Source organism: Geodermatophilus chilensis (genome assembly GCF_002802985.1).
GTDB classification, from domain to species: domain Bacteria; phylum Actinomycetota; class Actinomycetes; order Mycobacteriales; family Geodermatophilaceae; genus Geodermatophilus; species Geodermatophilus chilensis.
This window is the reverse complement of sequence record NZ_NVPT01000024.1, coordinates 1-17,040: the sequence shown is the minus strand read 5'-3', so window position 1 is coordinate 17,040 and position 17,040 is coordinate 1. Positions and strand designations below refer to the sequence as shown.

Annotated in this window: 18 protein-coding genes; 10 read left to right on the top strand and 8 right to left on the bottom strand. The window is 76.2% G+C overall.

The annotated features are described in order from the left end of the window. Nucleotides 1–20: 20 nt before the first annotated feature. Genes CNO22_RS06190 through CNO22_RS06180 form a run of 3 tightly spaced genes read right to left on the bottom strand, consistent with a single transcriptional unit; the run spans nucleotide 21 to nucleotide 2,884 of the window. Nucleotides 21–791, bottom strand: a complete 771-nt coding sequence (locus CNO22_RS06190; protein WP_100498479.1) for an ABC transporter permease — start codon at nucleotides 789–791, stop codon at nucleotides 21–23. Next, nucleotides 782–1,633: an ABC transporter permease subunit gene (locus tag CNO22_RS06185; protein WP_198588139.1), complete on the bottom strand. Its 852-nt coding sequence runs from the start codon at nucleotides 1,631–1,633 to the stop codon at nucleotides 782–784. Before CNO22_RS06185 ends, CNO22_RS06190 begins: the two co-directional genes overlap by 10 nt. A 24-nt stretch (nucleotides 1,634–1,657) precedes the next feature. Further along, on the bottom strand, nucleotides 1,658–2,884 hold the full coding sequence (locus CNO22_RS06180; RefSeq protein ID WP_100498478.1) for an ABC transporter substrate-binding protein: 1,227 nt from the start codon (nucleotides 2,882–2,884) through the stop codon (nucleotides 1,658–1,660). Nucleotides 2,885–3,048: 164 nt separating this feature from the next. On the opposite strand from CNO22_RS06180, the gene CNO22_RS06175 reads away from it, so the two are divergent. Continuing rightward, nucleotides 3,049–3,675: a CDP-alcohol phosphatidyltransferase family protein gene (locus CNO22_RS06175; RefSeq protein WP_100498476.1), complete on the top strand. Its 627-nt coding sequence runs from the start codon at nucleotides 3,049–3,051 to the stop codon at nucleotides 3,673–3,675. Here CNO22_RS06175 and CNO22_RS06170 read toward each other — a convergent pair. Next, nucleotides 3,657–5,069, bottom strand: a complete 1,413-nt coding sequence (locus CNO22_RS06170) for a dihydrolipoyl dehydrogenase family protein (RefSeq protein ID WP_100498474.1) — start codon at nucleotides 5,067–5,069, stop codon at nucleotides 3,657–3,659. The two genes, CNO22_RS06175 and CNO22_RS06170, sit on opposite strands and share 19 nt — an antisense overlap. 41 nt (nucleotides 5,070–5,110) lie before the next feature. Then, nucleotides 5,111–5,437, bottom strand: a complete 327-nt coding sequence (locus CNO22_RS28175) for a hypothetical protein (protein ID WP_198588137.1) — start codon at nucleotides 5,435–5,437, stop codon at nucleotides 5,111–5,113. A gap of 33 nt (nucleotides 5,438–5,470) precedes the next feature. Here CNO22_RS28175 and CNO22_RS06165 point away from each other — a divergent pair, with 33 nt between their 5' ends. The 8 genes from CNO22_RS06165 to CNO22_RS06130 all read left to right on the top strand — a co-directional run bounded on the left by CNO22_RS06165 (nucleotide 5,471) and on the right by CNO22_RS06130 (nucleotide 14,209). After that, the gene (locus CNO22_RS06165; protein WP_198588136.1) at nucleotides 5,471–6,571 is read left to right on the top strand and encodes a flavin-containing monooxygenase; all 1,101 of its coding nucleotides are present in this window, start codon (nucleotides 5,471–5,473) and stop codon (nucleotides 6,569–6,571) included. Between the two features lie 9 nt (nucleotides 6,572–6,580). Next, on the top strand, nucleotides 6,581–8,095 hold the full coding sequence (locus CNO22_RS06160; RefSeq protein WP_100498471.1) for a TldD/PmbA family protein: 1,515 nt from the start codon (nucleotides 6,581–6,583) through the stop codon (nucleotides 8,093–8,095). After that, complete coding sequence (locus CNO22_RS06155) at nucleotides 8,092–9,480, top strand: metallopeptidase TldD-related protein (RefSeq protein ID WP_100498470.1); 1,389 nt, start codon at nucleotides 8,092–8,094, stop codon at nucleotides 9,478–9,480. The genes CNO22_RS06160 and CNO22_RS06155 overlap by 4 nt, the downstream gene beginning before the upstream one ends. A 314-nt stretch (nucleotides 9,481–9,794) precedes the next feature. Beyond that, complete coding sequence (locus CNO22_RS06150; RefSeq protein WP_100498468.1) at nucleotides 9,795–10,097, top strand: hypothetical protein; 303 nt, start codon at nucleotides 9,795–9,797, stop codon at nucleotides 10,095–10,097. A gap of 198 nt (nucleotides 10,098–10,295) precedes the next feature. After that, a complete protein-coding gene (locus CNO22_RS06145) occupies nucleotides 10,296–10,727 on the top strand; it encodes a hypothetical protein (RefSeq protein WP_232806838.1) in 432 nt (143 codons plus the stop codon). A gap of 178 nt (nucleotides 10,728–10,905) precedes the next feature. Further along, nucleotides 10,906–11,931, top strand: a complete 1,026-nt coding sequence (locus CNO22_RS06140) for a C40 family peptidase (RefSeq protein ID WP_100498466.1) — start codon at nucleotides 10,906–10,908, stop codon at nucleotides 11,929–11,931. 61 nt (nucleotides 11,932–11,992) lie between these two features. After that, the gene (locus CNO22_RS06135; protein ID WP_100498465.1) at nucleotides 11,993–13,444 is read left to right on the top strand and encodes an APC family permease; all 1,452 of its coding nucleotides are present in this window, start codon (nucleotides 11,993–11,995) and stop codon (nucleotides 13,442–13,444) included. A gap of 186 nt (nucleotides 13,445–13,630) precedes the next feature. Beyond that, the gene (locus CNO22_RS06130; protein ID WP_232806837.1) at nucleotides 13,631–14,209 is read left to right on the top strand and encodes a gamma carbonic anhydrase family protein; all 579 of its coding nucleotides are present in this window, start codon (nucleotides 13,631–13,633) and stop codon (nucleotides 14,207–14,209) included. On the opposite strand, the gene CNO22_RS06125 is transcribed toward CNO22_RS06130, so the two are convergent. Continuing rightward, complete coding sequence (locus CNO22_RS06125; protein ID WP_100498461.1) at nucleotides 14,206–14,943, bottom strand: hypothetical protein; 738 nt, start codon at nucleotides 14,941–14,943, stop codon at nucleotides 14,206–14,208. The two genes, CNO22_RS06130 and CNO22_RS06125, sit on opposite strands and share 4 nt — an antisense overlap. Nucleotides 14,944–14,982: 39 nt before the next feature. Between CNO22_RS06125 and CNO22_RS06120 the strand changes: the two genes are divergently transcribed. Further along, complete coding sequence (locus CNO22_RS06120; RefSeq protein ID WP_100498460.1) at nucleotides 14,983–16,011, top strand: zinc-dependent alcohol dehydrogenase family protein; 1,029 nt, start codon at nucleotides 14,983–14,985, stop codon at nucleotides 16,009–16,011. Nucleotides 16,012–16,014: 3 nt separating this feature from the next. On the opposite strand, the gene CNO22_RS06115 is transcribed toward CNO22_RS06120, so the two are convergent. Both CNO22_RS06115 and CNO22_RS06110 read right to left on the bottom strand, forming a co-directional pair. Then, the gene (locus CNO22_RS06115) at nucleotides 16,015–16,473 is read right to left on the bottom strand and encodes a hypothetical protein (protein ID WP_100498458.1); all 459 of its coding nucleotides are present in this window, start codon (nucleotides 16,471–16,473) and stop codon (nucleotides 16,015–16,017) included. Beyond that, the coding region (locus CNO22_RS06110; protein ID WP_157936823.1) for a mechanosensitive ion channel family protein at nucleotides 16,470–17,040 on the bottom strand (571 nt) is incomplete at its 5' end. The genes CNO22_RS06115 and CNO22_RS06110, both read right to left, overlap by 4 nt.

Sequence of the window (17,040 nt, the reverse complement as noted above, 5' to 3'; positions counted from 1 at the left end):
CGGCCCGGTCGCAGAGCCGCTCACGCCCGGCCCCGCTGTCCGACCAGCCCGACCGCGACCAGCAGCACCAGCGGCGGCAGCACCGACGACAGCGAAAGCACCGCCACCTGCGCCTCGTTGCCCACCGTCGAGGCCGCTGACGCGACCAGCAGCGGCAGCGTGACCAGTTGCCCGCCGCCGACCAGCAGGGTGACGACGTAGTCGCTCCAGCCCACGAGGAAGGCCAGGAACGCCGCACCCGCCAGCGCGGGGGCCAGCAGCGGTAGTTGCACGTGGAACACCGCCTGCCGGGCGGTGGCGCCGAGGGTGCGCGCCTCCTCCTCGAAGCCGGTGTCGTGCGCCGCGTAGGCCGCCCGCATCAGCACGGTCGTGTACGGCAGCGCGGCCACGGTGAGCAGCAGGAAAACGCCCACCGGCTCCGGCACCCGCAGCCGCAGCAGCAGCACGTCCAGGCCCAGGGCGACGGCGAACGGCGGCAGCACCAGCGGGGAGAGCAGCGCGGCGAGCACCGCACCGCCCACCGGCACCCGGTACGTCGCCAGCGCCCGCCCGGCCATCGCGCCCAGCGGGGTGGCCAGCACCGCGACCACCAGACCCAGCACCGTCGACCGGAGGGACGCCGGCCCCGCGCCGGCGTCGACCGCGTCGCGCAGCCCCGCCGTCCCCCAGGCCTGGGGCAGCACCGCGGGGGCGGTCCACCGGTCGGCGGCCGCCCAGAGCACCAGCGGAACGAGGGGCAGCAGCAGCCAGGCGGCCAGCGCCGCCCGGGCGACACGAGCGGTCAGTCCCACGCCGACAGCCTCCGCAGCGCCCGCAGGGCGAGCAGGACGGCGGCCAGTGCGAGCACCGCGGTGGTCACCGCGACCGCGGCGGCCTGCGGGCGCACGGTCAGGTCGATGGAGCCGGCCAGCCGCACCGCCATCACCGGCAGCGGCTCGGGGAAGGGCCGGCCCAGCAGCGCGGCCACCTCGTAGGAGCCCAGCGTGTAGACGAAGGTGACCGCCGACGCCGCACCGAGCGCGGGCGCGGCCAGCGGCAGCGTGACGAACCGGAACCGCGCCCAGCGGCCGGCGCCGAGCAGCGCCGCGGTCTCGTCGTAGGAGCGGGCCCGGGAGGCCAGCACGCCGCCCACCACGAGCGCCACGAACGCCGACTCCTTCCAGGCGTACTCGGCGACCACCGCCACCCACCACTCGCCGCCCACCAGCGGGGGCCAGGCGTCCGGGGACACGCCGAGCAGCCGCGGCAGGAAGCCGGTGTCGGCCAGCAGCAGCCCCATCGCCGCGGCGCCGACCAGGTGGGGGACCGGGATGGTGAGCGCGGCCAGCGCCCCGAGTAGCCGGCTGCGGCGGACGACGGCGGTCGCGGCCAGCGCCAGGCACAGCCCGACCGCCGCCGCGACGACCGTGGCGGCTGCGGCGATGCCCAGCGAGAGCAGCGTGGCGGTGCCCAGGTCGCCGGCGGCGCCGCGCCAGGCGTCCAGGGACAGCCGCGGCTGTCCGACCAGCGGGGTCAGGCCCAGGCTGAGCAGGACGGCGGAGACCAGCGCGGCGCCGACGACGGCCGCGACCGGCACGAGGGCGGGCAGGACGAGCAGGACCGCCCACCGCCGTCCCGCCGTCCCCCCGCTCACGGGGCCACGCTCACTGGGCCCGGCTCACGAGGCCAGGACCGACCGGCGCCACCCCTCGTCCAGCGGCGCGACCCACTCGGCCGACAGCTCCGGCTGGGCGTTGCGCGACAGCTCCTCGTACGGCGGCACGACCGGCGACGGCGGGAGCTGCTCGAACGCGGCGCGGTCGGCCTCGTCCAGCCGGTCGAGGTCGAGCACGGTGAACTGGCCCCAGGTGCCCGGGTCGGCCTTGGCGACCTGCTGCGCGGGCGAGAGCGCCAGGTCGGCGACGACCTGCGCGCCGGCGGAGTCGCCGGAGGTCGACGGGATCGCCAGGAAGCTGGCGTTGCCGAAGGTGCCCTCCTCGAGGGTCAGCACCCGCGTGGTGTCGGGGAAGGTGCCGTCGGCGACCAGGTCGATGAGCGTGGCGGGCCCGTAGGTCATGGTCATGTCCACCTCGCCGTCGGCGAAGAGCCGGTCGAGCTCCTGCTGCGACTGCGGGTGGGTCGAGCCCTCGCGCCAGAGCGCGGGCGCCAGCTCGGCCAGCCGGTCGAACAGTTCCGGCGCGTACTGGTCGTAGGCCTCCTGCGAGTACTCCAGCGGCACCTCACCGGCACCCCCGGTGGCGGTGGTGAGCACCTGCCGGACGAACACCGAGCCGGTGAAGTCCGGCGGCGCCGGGTAGGTGAACCGGCCCGGGTTGGCCTGCGCCCAGTCCAGGACGCCGGCCAGCGTCGTCGGCGGCTCGGGCACCCGTGCGGAGTCGTACACGAGGGTGAACTGGGCCTTGTGCCAGGGCGACTCGCAGCCCTCCACCGGGACGCCGAAGTCGTTCTGCAGCAGCGGGTCCCCGGGGTCGGTGTACTGCCGGTTGGGCAGGTCCAACGCCCAGTCGCACAACCAGGCGCCGGCCTGCCGGCCCGCGGCGTAGTTCTCGCCGTTGACCCACACCAGGTCGACGTCGCCCTCGGTGGTCCCGGCCTGCCGCTCGGCGAGCACGCGGTCCAGCGCGTCGCCGGTGTCGGCGACCGGCACCCGGCGCAGCGTCACGCCGAGCTCGGCGGCCGCGGGCGCCAGGACGTCGTCGACGTAGGCGTTGCCGGCCTCGTCGCCGCCGTACATCCACAGGTCGACAGTCTGCCCCTCGGCTGCGGCGAGCACCTCGTCCCACGGCCGGTCGGCTGCCCCGGGCGCCTCGCTCGCGGGCGCGGCGCAGCCGGCCAGGGCGAGCAGGGCGGCACCGGCCGCGATCGGACGACGTGCTGCGGCCACGGGCGTGCCTTCCACTCGAGGGGACGGCGGACGGGCCGCCGCTGGAGGGACTTCGCTGCGGGCGGGTCGAGCGGATGCCCGGGTACGGCCCCGCTGGATCGTGCACCATCGACCCGGGCGCGCGCGCCGGAAGCCGCCCGTGACCGTCCGGAGCAGGGGGTGCCGTGCTCGACTCGACCGCCCGGGCCGTGCTCGACGCGCCGCTGGCCCGCGCGGCCGCCCTGCTGGACCGCCCGTGGATCACCCCCGACCGGCTCACCGGCGCCAACCTGGTGCTCGGCCTGGCCAGCGCGGGTGCCGCCGCGGCCCAGCTCTGGGGGCCGGCGCTGGGGCTCTGGCTGGCCTGCCGGCTGGCCGACGGCCTGGACGGCCCGCTGGCCCGCCGCCGCCGGGAGGCCGGCGACCCCGGCGACGGGGGTGCCGGCGGCTTCTTCGACATCACCGCCGACTTCGTCGTCTACGGCGCGGGTGTCGTCGGCGTCGCGGTGGGCGCCACGGCCGGCGTCGGCGCCTCGTGGCTGCCCTTCCTCGCCGTCCTGCTGGCCTACTACGTCAACGGCGCGGCGTTCCTCGCGTTCTCCTCGATCGCCGAGCGGGCCGGCCGGCAGCTCGACGACGGCCGCTCGCTGTCCTTCCTCGGCGGGCTGGCCGAGGGCACCGAGACCGTGCTCGCGCACGCCCTCTGGCTGCTGCTGCCCGGGTACGCCGAGCCGGTCGCGTGGGTGTGGGCGGCGCTGGTCGGGATCAGCGCTGCCCACCGCATCCGGGCGGGCTACCGCGCGCTGCGCTGAGCGCGGAGCCGGACGACCGCCTCGAGCACCCGCCGCACCACCGGCCCGGCCAGCCGCGAGCGGACGTCGTCGACCGCGGCGTCCCAGGCCGCGCCGCTGTAGGTCGGGTAGGCGTGCGTGGTGCCGGCCAGGTCGGTGGTGGTCAACCCGCGGCGGACGGCGAGGGTGAGCTCGCCGAGCACCTCCCCGGCGCGCGGGCCGACGACGGTGGCGCCGACGATGCGGCGGCGCCGGTCCAGGACCAGCGCCGTGAACCCGTCGGTCATCCCCTCGGCGACCGCCCGGTCGACGTGGCCGTGGTCCACCCGGCGGACGCGGTGCCCCTCGCCGGGCGGGACGCCGACCGAGGCCACCTCCGGCGAGGTGTAGGTGACCCGGGGGACGACGGGGTCGACCTGCCGGGTCAGGCCGAGGACGGCGTTGCCCGCGGCGAGGCTGCCGTGCACGCCGGCGGTGTGCGTGAACTGCGGGTGGCCGGTGAGGTCGCCGGCGGCCCAGATCCGCGGGTTCGTCGTCCGCAGGGCGCCGTCCACCACGACCGTGCCGTCGTCGCGCAGTTCGACCCCGGCGGCGGCGCAGCCGAGCCCGTCGGTGCGCGCCCGCCGGCCGACGGCGACCAGCAGCCGGTCGAAGGGCACCGCGGACCGGTCGGCCAGCCGCAGCGCGCCGTCGCGGACGGCGGTGACGCCGGCGCCGGTCCGCACGGTGACGCCGTCGCGCCGCAGCGCGGCGGTGACCAGCGCGGCGGCCTCCTCGGTCTCCTTGGTGAGCAGGCGGTCCGCGCCGTCGACGACGGTGACCGCGGAGCCCAGGCGGGCGAACGCCTGGCCCAGCTCGCAGCCGATCGGGCCGCCGCCGAGGACGGCGAGCCGCCCGGGCAGCTCGGTGAGGTCGTCCCAGACGGTCTCGCTGGTCAGCGGGTCGGCGTCGGCGAGGCCGTCGACGGGTGGGAGCAGCGGGGCGGCGCCGGTGGCGAGCAGGGCGTACCGGAAGCGGACGGTGCGTCCGCCCACCGTGGCGGTGTCGGGGCCGGTCAGGACGGCGTCCGCGGTCGCGACGGACACCCCAGCGGCCTCGAGCGCCTCGATCGAGTCGACCGGCCGGATGGTCTCGATGGCGGCCTGGACGTGCTTGCGCACCCGGCCGAAGTCGATCCGCACCTCGCCGACGTCCACGCCGAAGCGGCCGGCCGCGCGGACGGCCGCCGCGGCGTCGGCGGCGGCGAGCAGCGCCTTGGAGGGGACGCAGCCGGTCCACAGGCAGTCGCCGCCGGTCCGGTCGCGCTCGACCAGGAGCACGCGGGCGCCGAGGCCGGCCGCGGTCTTCGCGCCGACCATCCCCGCCGTCCCGCCGCCGACGACCAGCAGGTCCACGCTCTCGTCCCGGCTGCGCATGTCCCCCGACGCTAGGCGCAGTCCCCGCGCCCGGCGACGCGTCAGCCCTGGGAGAGCTCCCAGCCGTGGTCGTTGCAGGCCCGCAGGAAGTTGGCGCCCGCCTCGACGACCGCGGCGTAGTCGAGGTCCTCCTCGCGCGTGTCGCGGAACCGCTCGAAGGAGTCGGTCAGCGGGGTCGAATGCGACTGCTCGAGCAGGTCGCCGACCCGGGCGGTGACCTCGGCGCGCTGGTCGGCCGGGTTGCCGGCCGCGGCCCAGGCGGCCAGGGCGTCGCACGCCTCGGTGGACGGCCGGTCCAGGCCCTCCGTGCCGCAGGACGCGAGCACCGGGACCGCCGCCAGCACCGCCCAGACCCCGCACCGTCGCACCCCGCGAGCGTAGGGGTGGGCGACGATGGGCCCGTGTCCGCGCCCTCCGCCACCGACGTCCTCGTGGTCGGCGCCGGGCAGGCGGGCCTGGGGACGGCGTACCACCTGCACCGGGCCGGGGTCCGCGACGTGCTGGTCCTCGAGGCGGGCGAGGTCGGCCAGAGCTGGCTGGACCGCTGGGACTCCCTGCAGCTGTTCACCCCGCGCCGGTTCTCGGCCCTGCCCGGCCTGCGCTTCCCGCCCGGCCCGACGCCCACGCCGTCCCGTGACGAGATGGCCGGTTACCTGCGCGACCACGCCCGCCGGTGGGGCCTGCCGGTGCGCACGGGGACGCCGGTGACCCGGCTGGCCCACGACGGCGAGGGGTTCTGCGCCGAGACGCCGGCGGGCGAGGTCCGCGCGCGGCACGTGGTGGTCGCCTCCGGGGCGTTCCGCCGTCCGCACGTGCCGGCCGCCGCCCGTGACCTCGCCGTTCCCCAGCTGCACTCGGCCGACTACCGGACGCCGGACGACGTCCCGCCCGGGCCGGTGCTGGTGGTCGGTGGCGGCAACTCCGCCGCGCAGCTCGCCGTCGAGCTGTCGGCGACCCACGACGTCACCGTGGCCAGCGCCCGGGAGCCGCGGTACCTGCCCGCCCGGGTGCTCGGCGTGAGCCTCTTCGACTGGCTGCTGGTCACCGGCGTGCTCAACGCCGACCGGGACCGCTGGGTGACCCGGCGGGCGCGGGCCCGCGGTGACGCGATCGTGGGGCGAGAGCTGGACCGGCTGCGCCGGCGCGGCGTGCTGCGGGTGCTGCCGCACCGGGTCGTCACGGGCGCGGGCACGCGGGTCGGGCTGTCCGACGGCAGCACGCTGGAGGTCGCGAGCGTGCTGTGGTGCACCGGGTTCGGGCCCGGCGTCGACTGGGTCGACGTCCCCGGCGCCTTGGACGACGACGGCGCGCCCCGGCACGACCGCGGCGCCGCGCCGGTGCCGGGGCTGCACTGGATGGGGCTGCCCTTCCAGACCCGGCTGAACTCCGGGCTGGTGGACGGGGTCGACCGCGACGCCCGCCGGACCGCGCGGCGCATCGCCCGTGCGCTCGCCGGGTCGGCGGCGGTTTCCGCGGAAACCGCCGCCGACCCCGGCTGGTAGACAGGGGCGGTGGCTGCCTCCCGCGACGTGGACGCGTCCTTCCTCGCCCTCCCGCTCTCCGCGCTGACCGACGCCGCGCTCACCCGGGCCCTCGACCTCGGCTGCGAGCACGCCGACCTGCGGGTGGAGCGGATCCGCACCCAGTCGATCAGCCTGCGCGACGCCCGGCTGGAGTCGCTGGCCGACGGCGAGGACCTCGGCCTGGCCGTGCGCGTGGTGTACGAGGGCACCTGGGGCTTCGCCGCGGGCGTCGTCCTCACCGCGGCGGAGGCCGTGCGGCTGGCCGAGGAGGCGGTCGCGGTCGCGCAGGTGTCCGCGGCGGTGAACAGCGACCGCGTCGAGCTCGCGCCCGAGCCGGTGTACCCCGACGCGGTCTGGGTGTCCGACTACGACGTCGACCCGTTCGAGGTCCCCGACGCGGAGAAGACCGGGCTGCTCACCGAGCTGTCCGAGCAGCTGCTGGCCGCCGACGGCGTCGAGCACGTGCAGACCGTCTGCCAGGCGGTGAAGGAGCAGAAGTACTACGCCGACACCGCCGGCACCCGCACCCGCCAGCAGCGGGTGCGCATCCACCCCGACCTGACCGCGCTCACCGTCGACCGCACCACCGGCGCGTTCGAGAGCATGCGCACCGTCGCGCCGCCGGCCGGCCGCGGCTGGGAGTACCTGACCGGCACCGGCTGGGACTGGCGCGCCGAGATCGCCGAGATCCCGTCGCTGCTGACGGAGAAGACCAAGGCGCCCTCGGTCGAGGCCGGTCGCTACGACCTCGTCGTCGACCCGTCGAACCTGTGGCTGACCATCCACGAGTCCATCGGCCACGCCACCGAGCTCGACCGGGCCCTGGGCTACGAGGCCGCCTACGCCGGCACCTCGTTCGCCACGGTCGACAAGCTGGGCACGCTGCAGTACGGCTCGCCGGTGATGAACGTGACCGGCGACCGCACCGCCCCGCACGGGCTGTCCACGATCGGGTGGGACGACGAGGGCGTCGCCGGCCAGCGGTGGGACATCGTCAGGGACGGCGTCCTGGTCGGCTACCAGGTCGACCGGAACACCGCGCGGCTCGGCGGCATGGCCCGCTCCAACGGCTGCGCCTTCGCCGACTCGCCGCAGCACACGCCGGTGCAGCGGATGGCCAACGTCTCGCTGCAGCCGGCCCCCGACGGCCCCTCGACCGCCGACGTCATCGCCGGCGTCGAGCGCGGCATCTACGTCGTCGGCGACAAGAGCTGGTCGATCGACATGCAGCGCTACAACTTCCAGTTCACCGGCCAGCGGTTCTACCGGATCGAGGGCGGGAAGCTGGCCGGTCAGCTGCGCGACGTGGCCTATCAGGCGACGACGACGGACTTCTGGGGCTCGATGCGCGTCGTCGGCGGTCCGCAGACGTACCTGCTCGGCGGGGCGTTCAACTGCGGCAAGGCCCAGCCCGGGCAGGTCGCCCCGGTCAGCCACGGCTGCCCGGTGGCGCTGTTCGAGAACGTGAACATCCTCAACACCGTCCAGGAGGCCGGGCGATGAGCTGGTCGCGTCCGCAGGACGTCGTCGAGAAGGCGCTGGCCGCCTCCACCGCCGACGGGCAGGTCACCTTCGTCGTGGAGAGCTCCGAGGCCAACCTCCGGTGGGCGGAGAACAGCCTGACCACCAACGGCTCGATGCGCTCCCGGCAGGTCGTCGTCGTCTCGTTCGTCGACGGCGGGGCCGGGATGGCGGCCGGCACGGTGGCGCGCACCGGCAGCCCGGACGTCGAGGAGCTGGTGGCCGCGAGCGAGCAGGCCGCCCGCGACGCCGGCCCGGCCGAGGACGCCGTCCCGCTGGTCGGCGAGCCGCCGCCCGGCGCCGGCGACTGGGACGCCGAGCCCGCGGAGACCTCGATCGGGGTGTTCCGCGACTTCGCCCCCGCGCTGGGGGAGGCCTTCGGCGGCGCCCGCGACCGCGACGAGCTGCTCTTCGGCTACGCCGAGCACGGCATGAGCACCACCTACGTGGGGACGTCGACCGGGCTGCGGCTGCGGCACGACCAGCCCAGCGGCCGGGTGGAGCTCAACGGCAAGAGCGGCGACATGAGCCGCTCGGTGTGGGCCGGCGTCGGCACCCGGGACTTCGCCGACGTCTCGGTGGCCGGCCTGGTCGCCGATGTGCAGCGCAAGCTCGGCTGGTCGCAGCGCCGCATCGACCTGCCCGCGGGGCGCTACGAGACGCTGCTGCCGCCCTCGGCGGTCAGCGACCTGATGATCTACGCGTACTGGACGATGGAGGCCCGCGACGCCGACGAGGGCCGCAACGTCTATGCGAAGCCCGGCGGGGGCAACCGGATCGGGGAGCGGCTGGCCGCGCTGCCGCTGACGCTGCGCAGCGACCCGTTCGAGCCGGGGCTGGAGGCGTGCCCGTTCCAGGTGGTCAGCGGTTCGTCGGGGTCGGCGTCGGTGTTCGACAACGGGATGGCGACGCCGGCGGTCGAGTGGATCTCCGGCGGGGTGCTGACCAACCTGATCCGGCCGCGCGCCTGGGCGCTGAAGACGACGGCGCCGGCCACGGCCGCCGTCGACAACCTCGTCCTCGAGCAGCCGGGCGCCACGGCGTCCCTCGACGAGATGGTCGCCGCCACCGATCGCGGGCTGCTGCTGACGACGCTCTGGTACATCCGCGAGGTCGATCCGCAGACGCTGCTGCTCACCGGGCTCACCCGCGACGGGGTCTTCCTCGTCGAGAACGGCGAGGTGACCGGCGCGGTGAACAACTTCCGGTTCAACGAGTCGCCGGTCGACCTGCTCGGCCGGATCACCGAGGTCGGCCGCACCGAGCGCACGCTGCCGCGGGAGTGGAGCGACTGGTTCACCCGCGCCGCGATGCCCGCCGTCCGGGTCCCGGACTACAACATGAGCTCGGTGTCGCCCGCCAGCTAGCGCCCGTCCCGCGTCGAGTGGTGGGTTGTCGTGGTCTCCGCTGTGGGGAGACCACGGCCACCCACCACTCGACGTCGGAGGCTCGGACGGTTGGTGCGCGTGGGGCTCGCGGGGCGGAGCGACCGGTCCGTCACAGTCGTCCCGCATGGCGTCGTGACGTTCCGCGTCTGCCCGCCTACCGTCTGTCCCGCGGGCTGCTGGACCTTCGGCTTTACCACCCCGCACGCACGCCGAGACGTGCACCGAGCGGACGAAGGCTCTCCGCTCGCAACGGACGGGCTCCGGCGCAGCCGGACCGGTGAGGGGAGGGTTCCGTGACGAGGACTCAGAAGCCGTCGGTCTTCCAGGTCGGCAGGGTGTGGGACGACGGGAACGCCGTCGTGGTCTCCGGGTGGGGGCTGGGCCTGTGCGCCTCGGCGTGCGCCTGTCACCGCCACCCCTTCGCCGGCAGCCTGGCGATCGCCGAGGACCAGGCCGAGGGTCTGCTCGGTCTGGTGAGCTACCGCGAGGACGGCTGCGACTGCTGCGAGCCGTGGACCGCCGACGAGCTCTCCGCCATCGTCCGCGACCTGCAGCTGGTCGCCGGCATCGACGCCCCCGAGCCGCTCGCCGGCTGAACGAGGGCCACCTCCTCCCCACGCCTCACGCGCTCGCGGCGGGACGCCGCAGGGGGTCCGCCGGGTGCGCCACCCGACCGGCCACGTTCGCGGGGCCGGGTCGTGGTTCCTCGGCACCCCGGTCCGGGTAGGGCGGTCCCCATGCTGGGACGCGCTGCTCTCCGAGGTGCTCTCGCCGGCCTTGCCGGCACCGCGGCCATGACGCTCGCCGAGAAGGTCGAGCAGTCCGTCACGCACCGCCCGGACTCCTACGTGCCCGGGCGCACCCTCACGGCGCTCACCACCCGCCGCCGACTACCGGGGTCGGAGCGCGCGCTCGTGCGCAACCACCTCATGCACTGGGGCACCGGCGCGCTCGTCGGTGCCCTCCGCGGCGTGTGGTCGGCCAGCGGGCTGCGCGGCTGGCGCGCCTCGGCCTGGCACACGTCGGTGCGGCTGGCCACCGACCAGACCCTGGAGAACGTCACGGGCGTCGGCGCGCCGCCGTGGACGTGGTCGCGCCGCGACCAGGTCGTCGACCTCGGCGGCAAGGCCGTCTACTCCTTCGTGACCGGCGCGGTGGCCGACCTGCTGGTCCCCCTCGCGCCGGACCGCACCCCCTCCGGCTCCGCTCCGCCCCGCCGCCGGTAGCCGGTCCTCCCGCGTCGCACGGGGTTCCCGAGGCCGCTGTGACGGCTGAGGTGTAGAGCCCCGCCGGCGGTCCGCGCGCCGCCCCCTACCCCTTGACGTCGTGTCCTTACGGTGCGTGCTTACGCGCTCGGAACACCGCCCACTTCCCGGGGCGGGGCGCGGCGAGAGGGGGCCGGACATGGGCCGCAACCGGACGACGAGCCGGCGCTGGTCGCGCGCCACCCTGGCCGCCACCCCGCTGTCCCTGGCCGTGGCCGTGGCCGTGCTGCTGACCCCGGCCACCGCGGGCGCCGCCCCGGGGTCCGCGGCCGACGCCGCGCGGCTGGTCGCCGAGACCAGCAAGCAGGTGGCCACCCTCGACGAGCAGGTCCACGAGGCCGAGCTCACCGTGGCCGCGCAGCAGCAGGCCGCGGCCGACGCCGGCGCGCGGGCGTCCCAGGCCGCGGCCGTGCTCGCCGGCTACGGCCCGCAGCTGGCGGCCATCGCCCAGACAGCGGGCACGTCGCAGTCCCGGATGGCCGCCTTCCTCACCTCCGAGTCCGCGGCGGACGTCGTCCAGCAGATGACCACGCTGGACCTCATCGCCGCGCACACCGAGGGCCTGCTGGCCGAGGTGTCGATCGCGCAGCGGACCGCCGAGCAGGCCCGGGCCGACGCCGACGCCGCTGCCGCGCAGGCGACCGCGTCGCTCGCCGAGCTCGAGCGCCAGCGGGCCGAGGTGCTGCAGCGTCGTCAGCAGTACGAGAGCGACTACGCGCGCCTCTCGGCCGATGAGCAGGCCGCCGTCCGGACCGCCGTCGCCGGGCCGACGCTGACCGCCGACGTCGACGCGGTCGTGGCCGCCGCCCCGAGCGGCGACGTCGGGGCCGTCCTCGAGGCCGCCCTCGCCCAGGTCGGTGACCCCTACGTGTGGGGTGGCACGGGCCCCGACGGCTTCGACTGCTCGGGCCTGACCAGCCACGCCTACGCCGCCGTCGGCGTCTCCCTGCCGCACTCCAGCCGCGCGCAGTCGCGGATGGGCACCGCCGTCTCGCGCAGCGAGCTGCAGCCCGGTGACCTCGTCTTCTTCGGCAACCCGGTGATCTACCACGTGGGCCTCTACGTCGGCGGCGGGAAGATGGTGCACGCGCGGGAGACCGGCATGCCGGTCGCGGTGACCACCGTGGACATCGGCGACTACGCCGGGGCGCGCCGCATCCTCTGAGGAAGGCCCCCGCAGGGGCCCGGCGTCAGTACGGGCAGCGGCGCCCGTAGCGTCGCCGGCCGTGACCGCGGCTGCGGAGTCCCCGCCCACCCTGCGCCCCGACGCGATCGGCTTCGGGGACGCCCTCGTCGTCGGCCTGGCCGCGACCTCGCCCGCCTACTCGCTGGCCGCGGTGATCGGGCCGGTCGTGGCGCTGGTCGGGGTGCACGCGCCCGGCGTCCTCCTCGCCTCGTTCGTGCCCATGCTGCTCATCGCAGCCGCGTTCGCCGCGCTGGACCGGGCCGACCCCGACTGCGGGACGACGTTCTCCTGGGTCACCCGCGCAATGGGCCCGTGGGCCGGCTGGATCGGCGGCTGGGCGATCGCGATGACCGGCGTCCTGGTGGTGGGGTCGCTGGCCGAGGTGGGCGTCCGGTTCACCCTGCTCGCGGTCGGGCTGGACGGCTGGGAGTCCTCGACGCCCGTCGTCCTGGGGCTGACCGTGCTGCTCGTCCTGGTCATGGCGGCGCTGTGCGTGCTGGGCACCGAGCTGTCCGCCCGGGTGCAGAAGGGGCTGATCGTCGCGCAGACGCTGGCGCTGGCCACCTTCGCCGTCGTGGCGCTGGTGCGCGGCCTGCGTGGGGACAGCCCGTTCGGCGCGCTGACCCCCGGGTGGTCCTGGCTGGACCCCTTCGGAGCCGGCGGCGCCGCGCTGACCGGCGGGCTGCTGCTCGGCGTCTTCGCGTACTGGGGCTGGGAGTCGGCGGTCAACCTGACGGAGGAGACGCGTGGGCGCGCCGCCGGCCAGGCCGGGGTGCTCTCCACCGTCGTCCTGCTGGCGACCTACCTCGGCGTCGCGGTCGCCGTCGTCTGCTTCGCCGGCACCGGCTGGCTGGCGGAGAACGCCGGCGAGGAGGAGGCGGTCTTCGCGCTGCTGTCCGAGCGGGTGCTCGGCAGCTGGGACTGGGTGGTGCTGCTCGCCGTCGCCACCTCGGCGATCGCCTCCACGCAGACGACGATCATCCCGGCGTCCCGGACCGGGCTCTCGATGGCCCGCCGTGCGGCGCTCCCGGCCCGGTTCGGGTCCATCTCACCGCGATACCGGACGCCGGACGTCTCCACCTGGTGGGTCGCCGGCATCGCCGTGGCCTGGTACCTGGGCGTCAGCGCGCTGTCGGAGAACGCGCTGTTCGACTCGATCACCGCGCTGTCGCTGCTCATCGCGTTCTACTACGCGCTGACCGGCATCGCCTGCGCCGTGTACTTCCGCCGACGGCTGACCCACAGCCTGCGCGACCTGCTGCTGCTCGGCGTCGGGCCGCTGGCGGGTGCCGCGATGCTGGTCTGGCTGCTCGTGCTGTCGGTGCGCGACCTCGCCGACCCGGCGAACAGCTACACCGGCGAGGCGTGGCTGGGGCTCGGGCCGCCGCTGGTGATCGGCGTGGCGATCATGGCCGCCGGCGTCGTCCTCATGCTGCTGTGGCGGCGGCGCGACGCGCGGTTCTGGCAGGAGCGGGCCGGCGTCGCGGACTGACCGTCCGGACAGCGCCCCACGGCGAGCCTGCACGGGTGAACGGGCGCGGTGGCGGCCGTGGCCACCCGGTGGAGGACGGTGACCGACCCAGGGCCCAGGGACGGACCCTCGAGAAGTCGGCCGGGAGATGTACGGGCGAAGCGGGCCGCGGTGCATCTCGGGCGGCCCTGTGCTGTGCTGTCGCCCGTGGCCGAGAACTACATCGCCGAGTTGCCGTTCGGGTCCCCGCGAATCGACGGTGAGGCGTTCGTCGCGCCGACGGCCGTCGTGGTCGGGGCCGTGACGATGGGTCCGCGGTCGAGCATCTGGTACGGCGCGGTCGCGCGTGCCGACGCCGAGGTCATCGAGATCGGCGAGGGCTCCAACATCCAGGACGGCTGCACCCTGCACTCCGACCCCGGCTTCCCGCTGGTCGTCGGCCGTGGCGTCACCGTCGGCCACCGCGTCGTCCTGCACGGCGCCCGCATCGACGACGACGTCCTGGTCGGCATGGGCAGCGTCGTCATGAACGGCGCGCACATCGGCTCGGGCTCCATCGTCGCCGCCGGCGCCGTCGTCACCCAGGGCACGCAGGTGCCGCCGGGCTCGCTCGTCGCCGGCGTCCCCGCCAAGGTCATCCGGCAGGCCACGGACGACGACGCGCTGCACATCCGTGGCAACGCCGCCAGCTACACCGAGCGGCTCGACAGCGCACGCAAGGTGCGCCCGATCGTCCGCACCCCGCTCCCGCCGGCCGGGCAGACGCCCGGCGACGCGATGGACTAGGCCGACGGCGGCAGCGCGAACCACACCGCCTGCGCCCGCGCGGCCACCTCGCCGTCCGGCCCCACCAGGGCCGACGCCGTCGTCGACCGCCGGCCGTCGCGCCCGAGCACCCAGGCCAGCAGCACGGAGTCGGCGTCCACCGGCACCGGCCGGTCCTGCCGCGCGGTGATCGTGCCCAGCACGTTGGGGCCCGACGTCCGCCCGGTCAGCGGCATGAACGACGGGCAGTCCAGCGCCGCCCACACCGTCTCCGGTGCGGCGACACCGGAGGCCGGTGCGGCGACACCGGAGGCAGCCGGCAGTTCCGCTGTCGGCCGCCACACCCCCGCCCACAGCTCCGGCCGGCCGGGCAGCGGACCGACCCGGGTGCGCAGGCCGTCGCCGGCCGGCCGCTCCGGACCGCACCCCCAGCAGCCCGGGAACGGGTGGTCCTCCCACAGCGGCAGCGCCTCGACCGCGGCCGCCGCCTCCGGCAGCGACGGCAGCGACGCGAGCGCCGGCACCCCGAGGTCCAGCGACGACGGCTCGGCCCGGGCCAGCAGCTCGGCGCCGTCGTACAGCTCGGCCGTCCCGTCGGTCCGCACCGCCAGCGGCCGCTCCAGCGGCACCGGCCGGCGCAGCCGGACGCTCACCGTGGGCGCGTCGACCAGCGCGGCCAGCGTCCCCGCCAGCCACCCGCCGTTGGCCGTGCCCGGCGGGCCGCAGAACCGGGCGGGGACGGTGAGGCCGGGCACGCCTGCAGCGTAGGCAGCGGCCTGGGGGAGGCTGCGGGGGTGCGCGCACTCGTGTTCGAGTCCTTCGGCGGCCCGCTGACCGTGCAGGACGTCCCCGCGCCCGACCCGGGGCCCGACGGCGTCGTCGTCCAGGTGGGCGCCAGCGGCGTCTGCCGCAGCGACTGGCACGCCTGGCAGGGGCACGACCCGGACGTCGTCCTGCCGCACGTGCCCGGGCACGAGCTGGCCGGCGCCGTCGTCGCCGTCGGCGCGGAGGTCCGGCGCTGGCGGGTGGGCGACCGCGTCACCGTCCCGTTCGTCAACGCCTGCGGCCGCTGCGCGCAGTGCGCCGCCGGCGAGCACCAGGTGTGCACCCGGCAGACCCAGCCCGGCTTCACCCACTGGGGCTCGATGGCCCAGTACGTCGCCCTGGACGCCGCCGACGTCAACCTGGTCGCGCTGCCCGACGGGCTCGACGCCGCCACCGCCGCCGGCCTCGGCTGCCGCTTCGCCACGGCCTTCCGCGCGGTGGCGCAGGTCGCGCGGGTGCGGCCCGGCGAGTGGGTCGCCGTGCACGGCTGCGGCGGGGTGGGCCTGTCGGCGGTGCAGGTGGCCGTCGCCGCCGGCGCCCGGGTCGTCGCCGTCGACGTCTCCCCGGCGGCGCTGCAGCTGGCGGCCCGCCTCGGCGCCGAGCACACGGTGGACGGCGGCACCGACGTCCCCACCGCGACGGCCGAGCTGACCGGCGGGGGCGCGCACGTCTCCCTCGACGCCCTCGGCGCGGCCGTCACCTGCGAGAACTCGATCCGCTCGCTGCGGCCGCGGGGCCGGCACGTGCAGGTCGGACTGCTGCCGCCGGCCCAGGGACGCCCCGCGGTGCCGATGGACCTCGTCGTCGCCCGCGAGCTGCAGGTGCTGGGCAGCCACGGCATGGCCGCGCACACCTATCCCGAGCTGCTCGGCCTCATCGCCGCCGGCCGGCTGCGGCCCCGGGAGCTGGTCACCCGCGAACTCGCCCTCGACGAGGCCGGTGCCGCGCTGGCTGCGGTGGGCCGGGACCCCGGCATCGCGGTGGTCACCCGCTTCTGACCGTCAGGTCCCCGGCGCGCCCGTCACCGTCGGCGCGGCGGTCGTCGGCGCCTGCGTCGCCGTCGGCTCCTCCTCGGCCGTGGTCGGCGTCGGAGTGGTGGTCTCCCCGCCAGGCGAGGAGGGGGTCGGGACGGCGGAGGTCGGCGACGGCGTCGTCGTCGTGGCGGGCGCCGTCGTCGTCGGCTCGGCCGGCGCGGTCGGGAGCAGCGGGGGCGCGGAGGGTGCCGGCGTCTGCACGGTCGACACGGGAGTCGGGGTCGGCGGCGGGTCCGGTGGGCGGACGTAGAGGTAGAGCGTGTAGAGCCCGACGAACAGCAGCACCAGGACGACCGTCGAGGTGCGCGCACGGCCCAGGTGGTGCGGCACCGAGGACCACCAGCGGCGCGGCGCGGGCGGCGGCGCGGTGCTCACCGACAGCTCGCGGGGCGGCTCGCCGGGGCCGTTGGTCTCCGGCGTGGTCACCGGACACCGTCCGGGGACGTGGAGAGCTGCCCCGTCGGCGCCGGCACGTTGAGCCCGGCCCGCCGGAACGCCTGGACGACGCGGGCGCGCAGGTCGCGACCGACCTCGAACTGCTTGCCGGGCAGCGTGCGGGCCACCATCCGGACGTTGACCTGCTCGAGGTCGATCGTCTCGACCCCCATCACGCTCGGCGGGTCGAGCAGCAGCGGGCGCAGCCGCTGGTCGCGGAAGGCCTCGGCGCCGACCTCCTTGAGGATGTCGTTGACCCGGCTGACGTCCGTCGTCGTCGGCACCGGGACGTCGACGACGGCGCGCGCCCAGTCGCGGGAGAGGTTGACGACCTTCACGATCTGCCCGTTCGGCAGGGTGATGACCTCGCCGTTGGGGGAGCGCAGCCGGGTGATCCGCAGCGTGACGTCCTCGATCGTGCCCTCCGCCGCGTCGCCACCACCCACCACCGAGATGGAGACGACGTCGCCGAAGCCGTACTGCCGCTCGGTGATGATGAAGAAGCCGGCCAGCACGTCGCCGACCACCCGCTGCGCGCCGAAGCCCAGCCCCACGCCG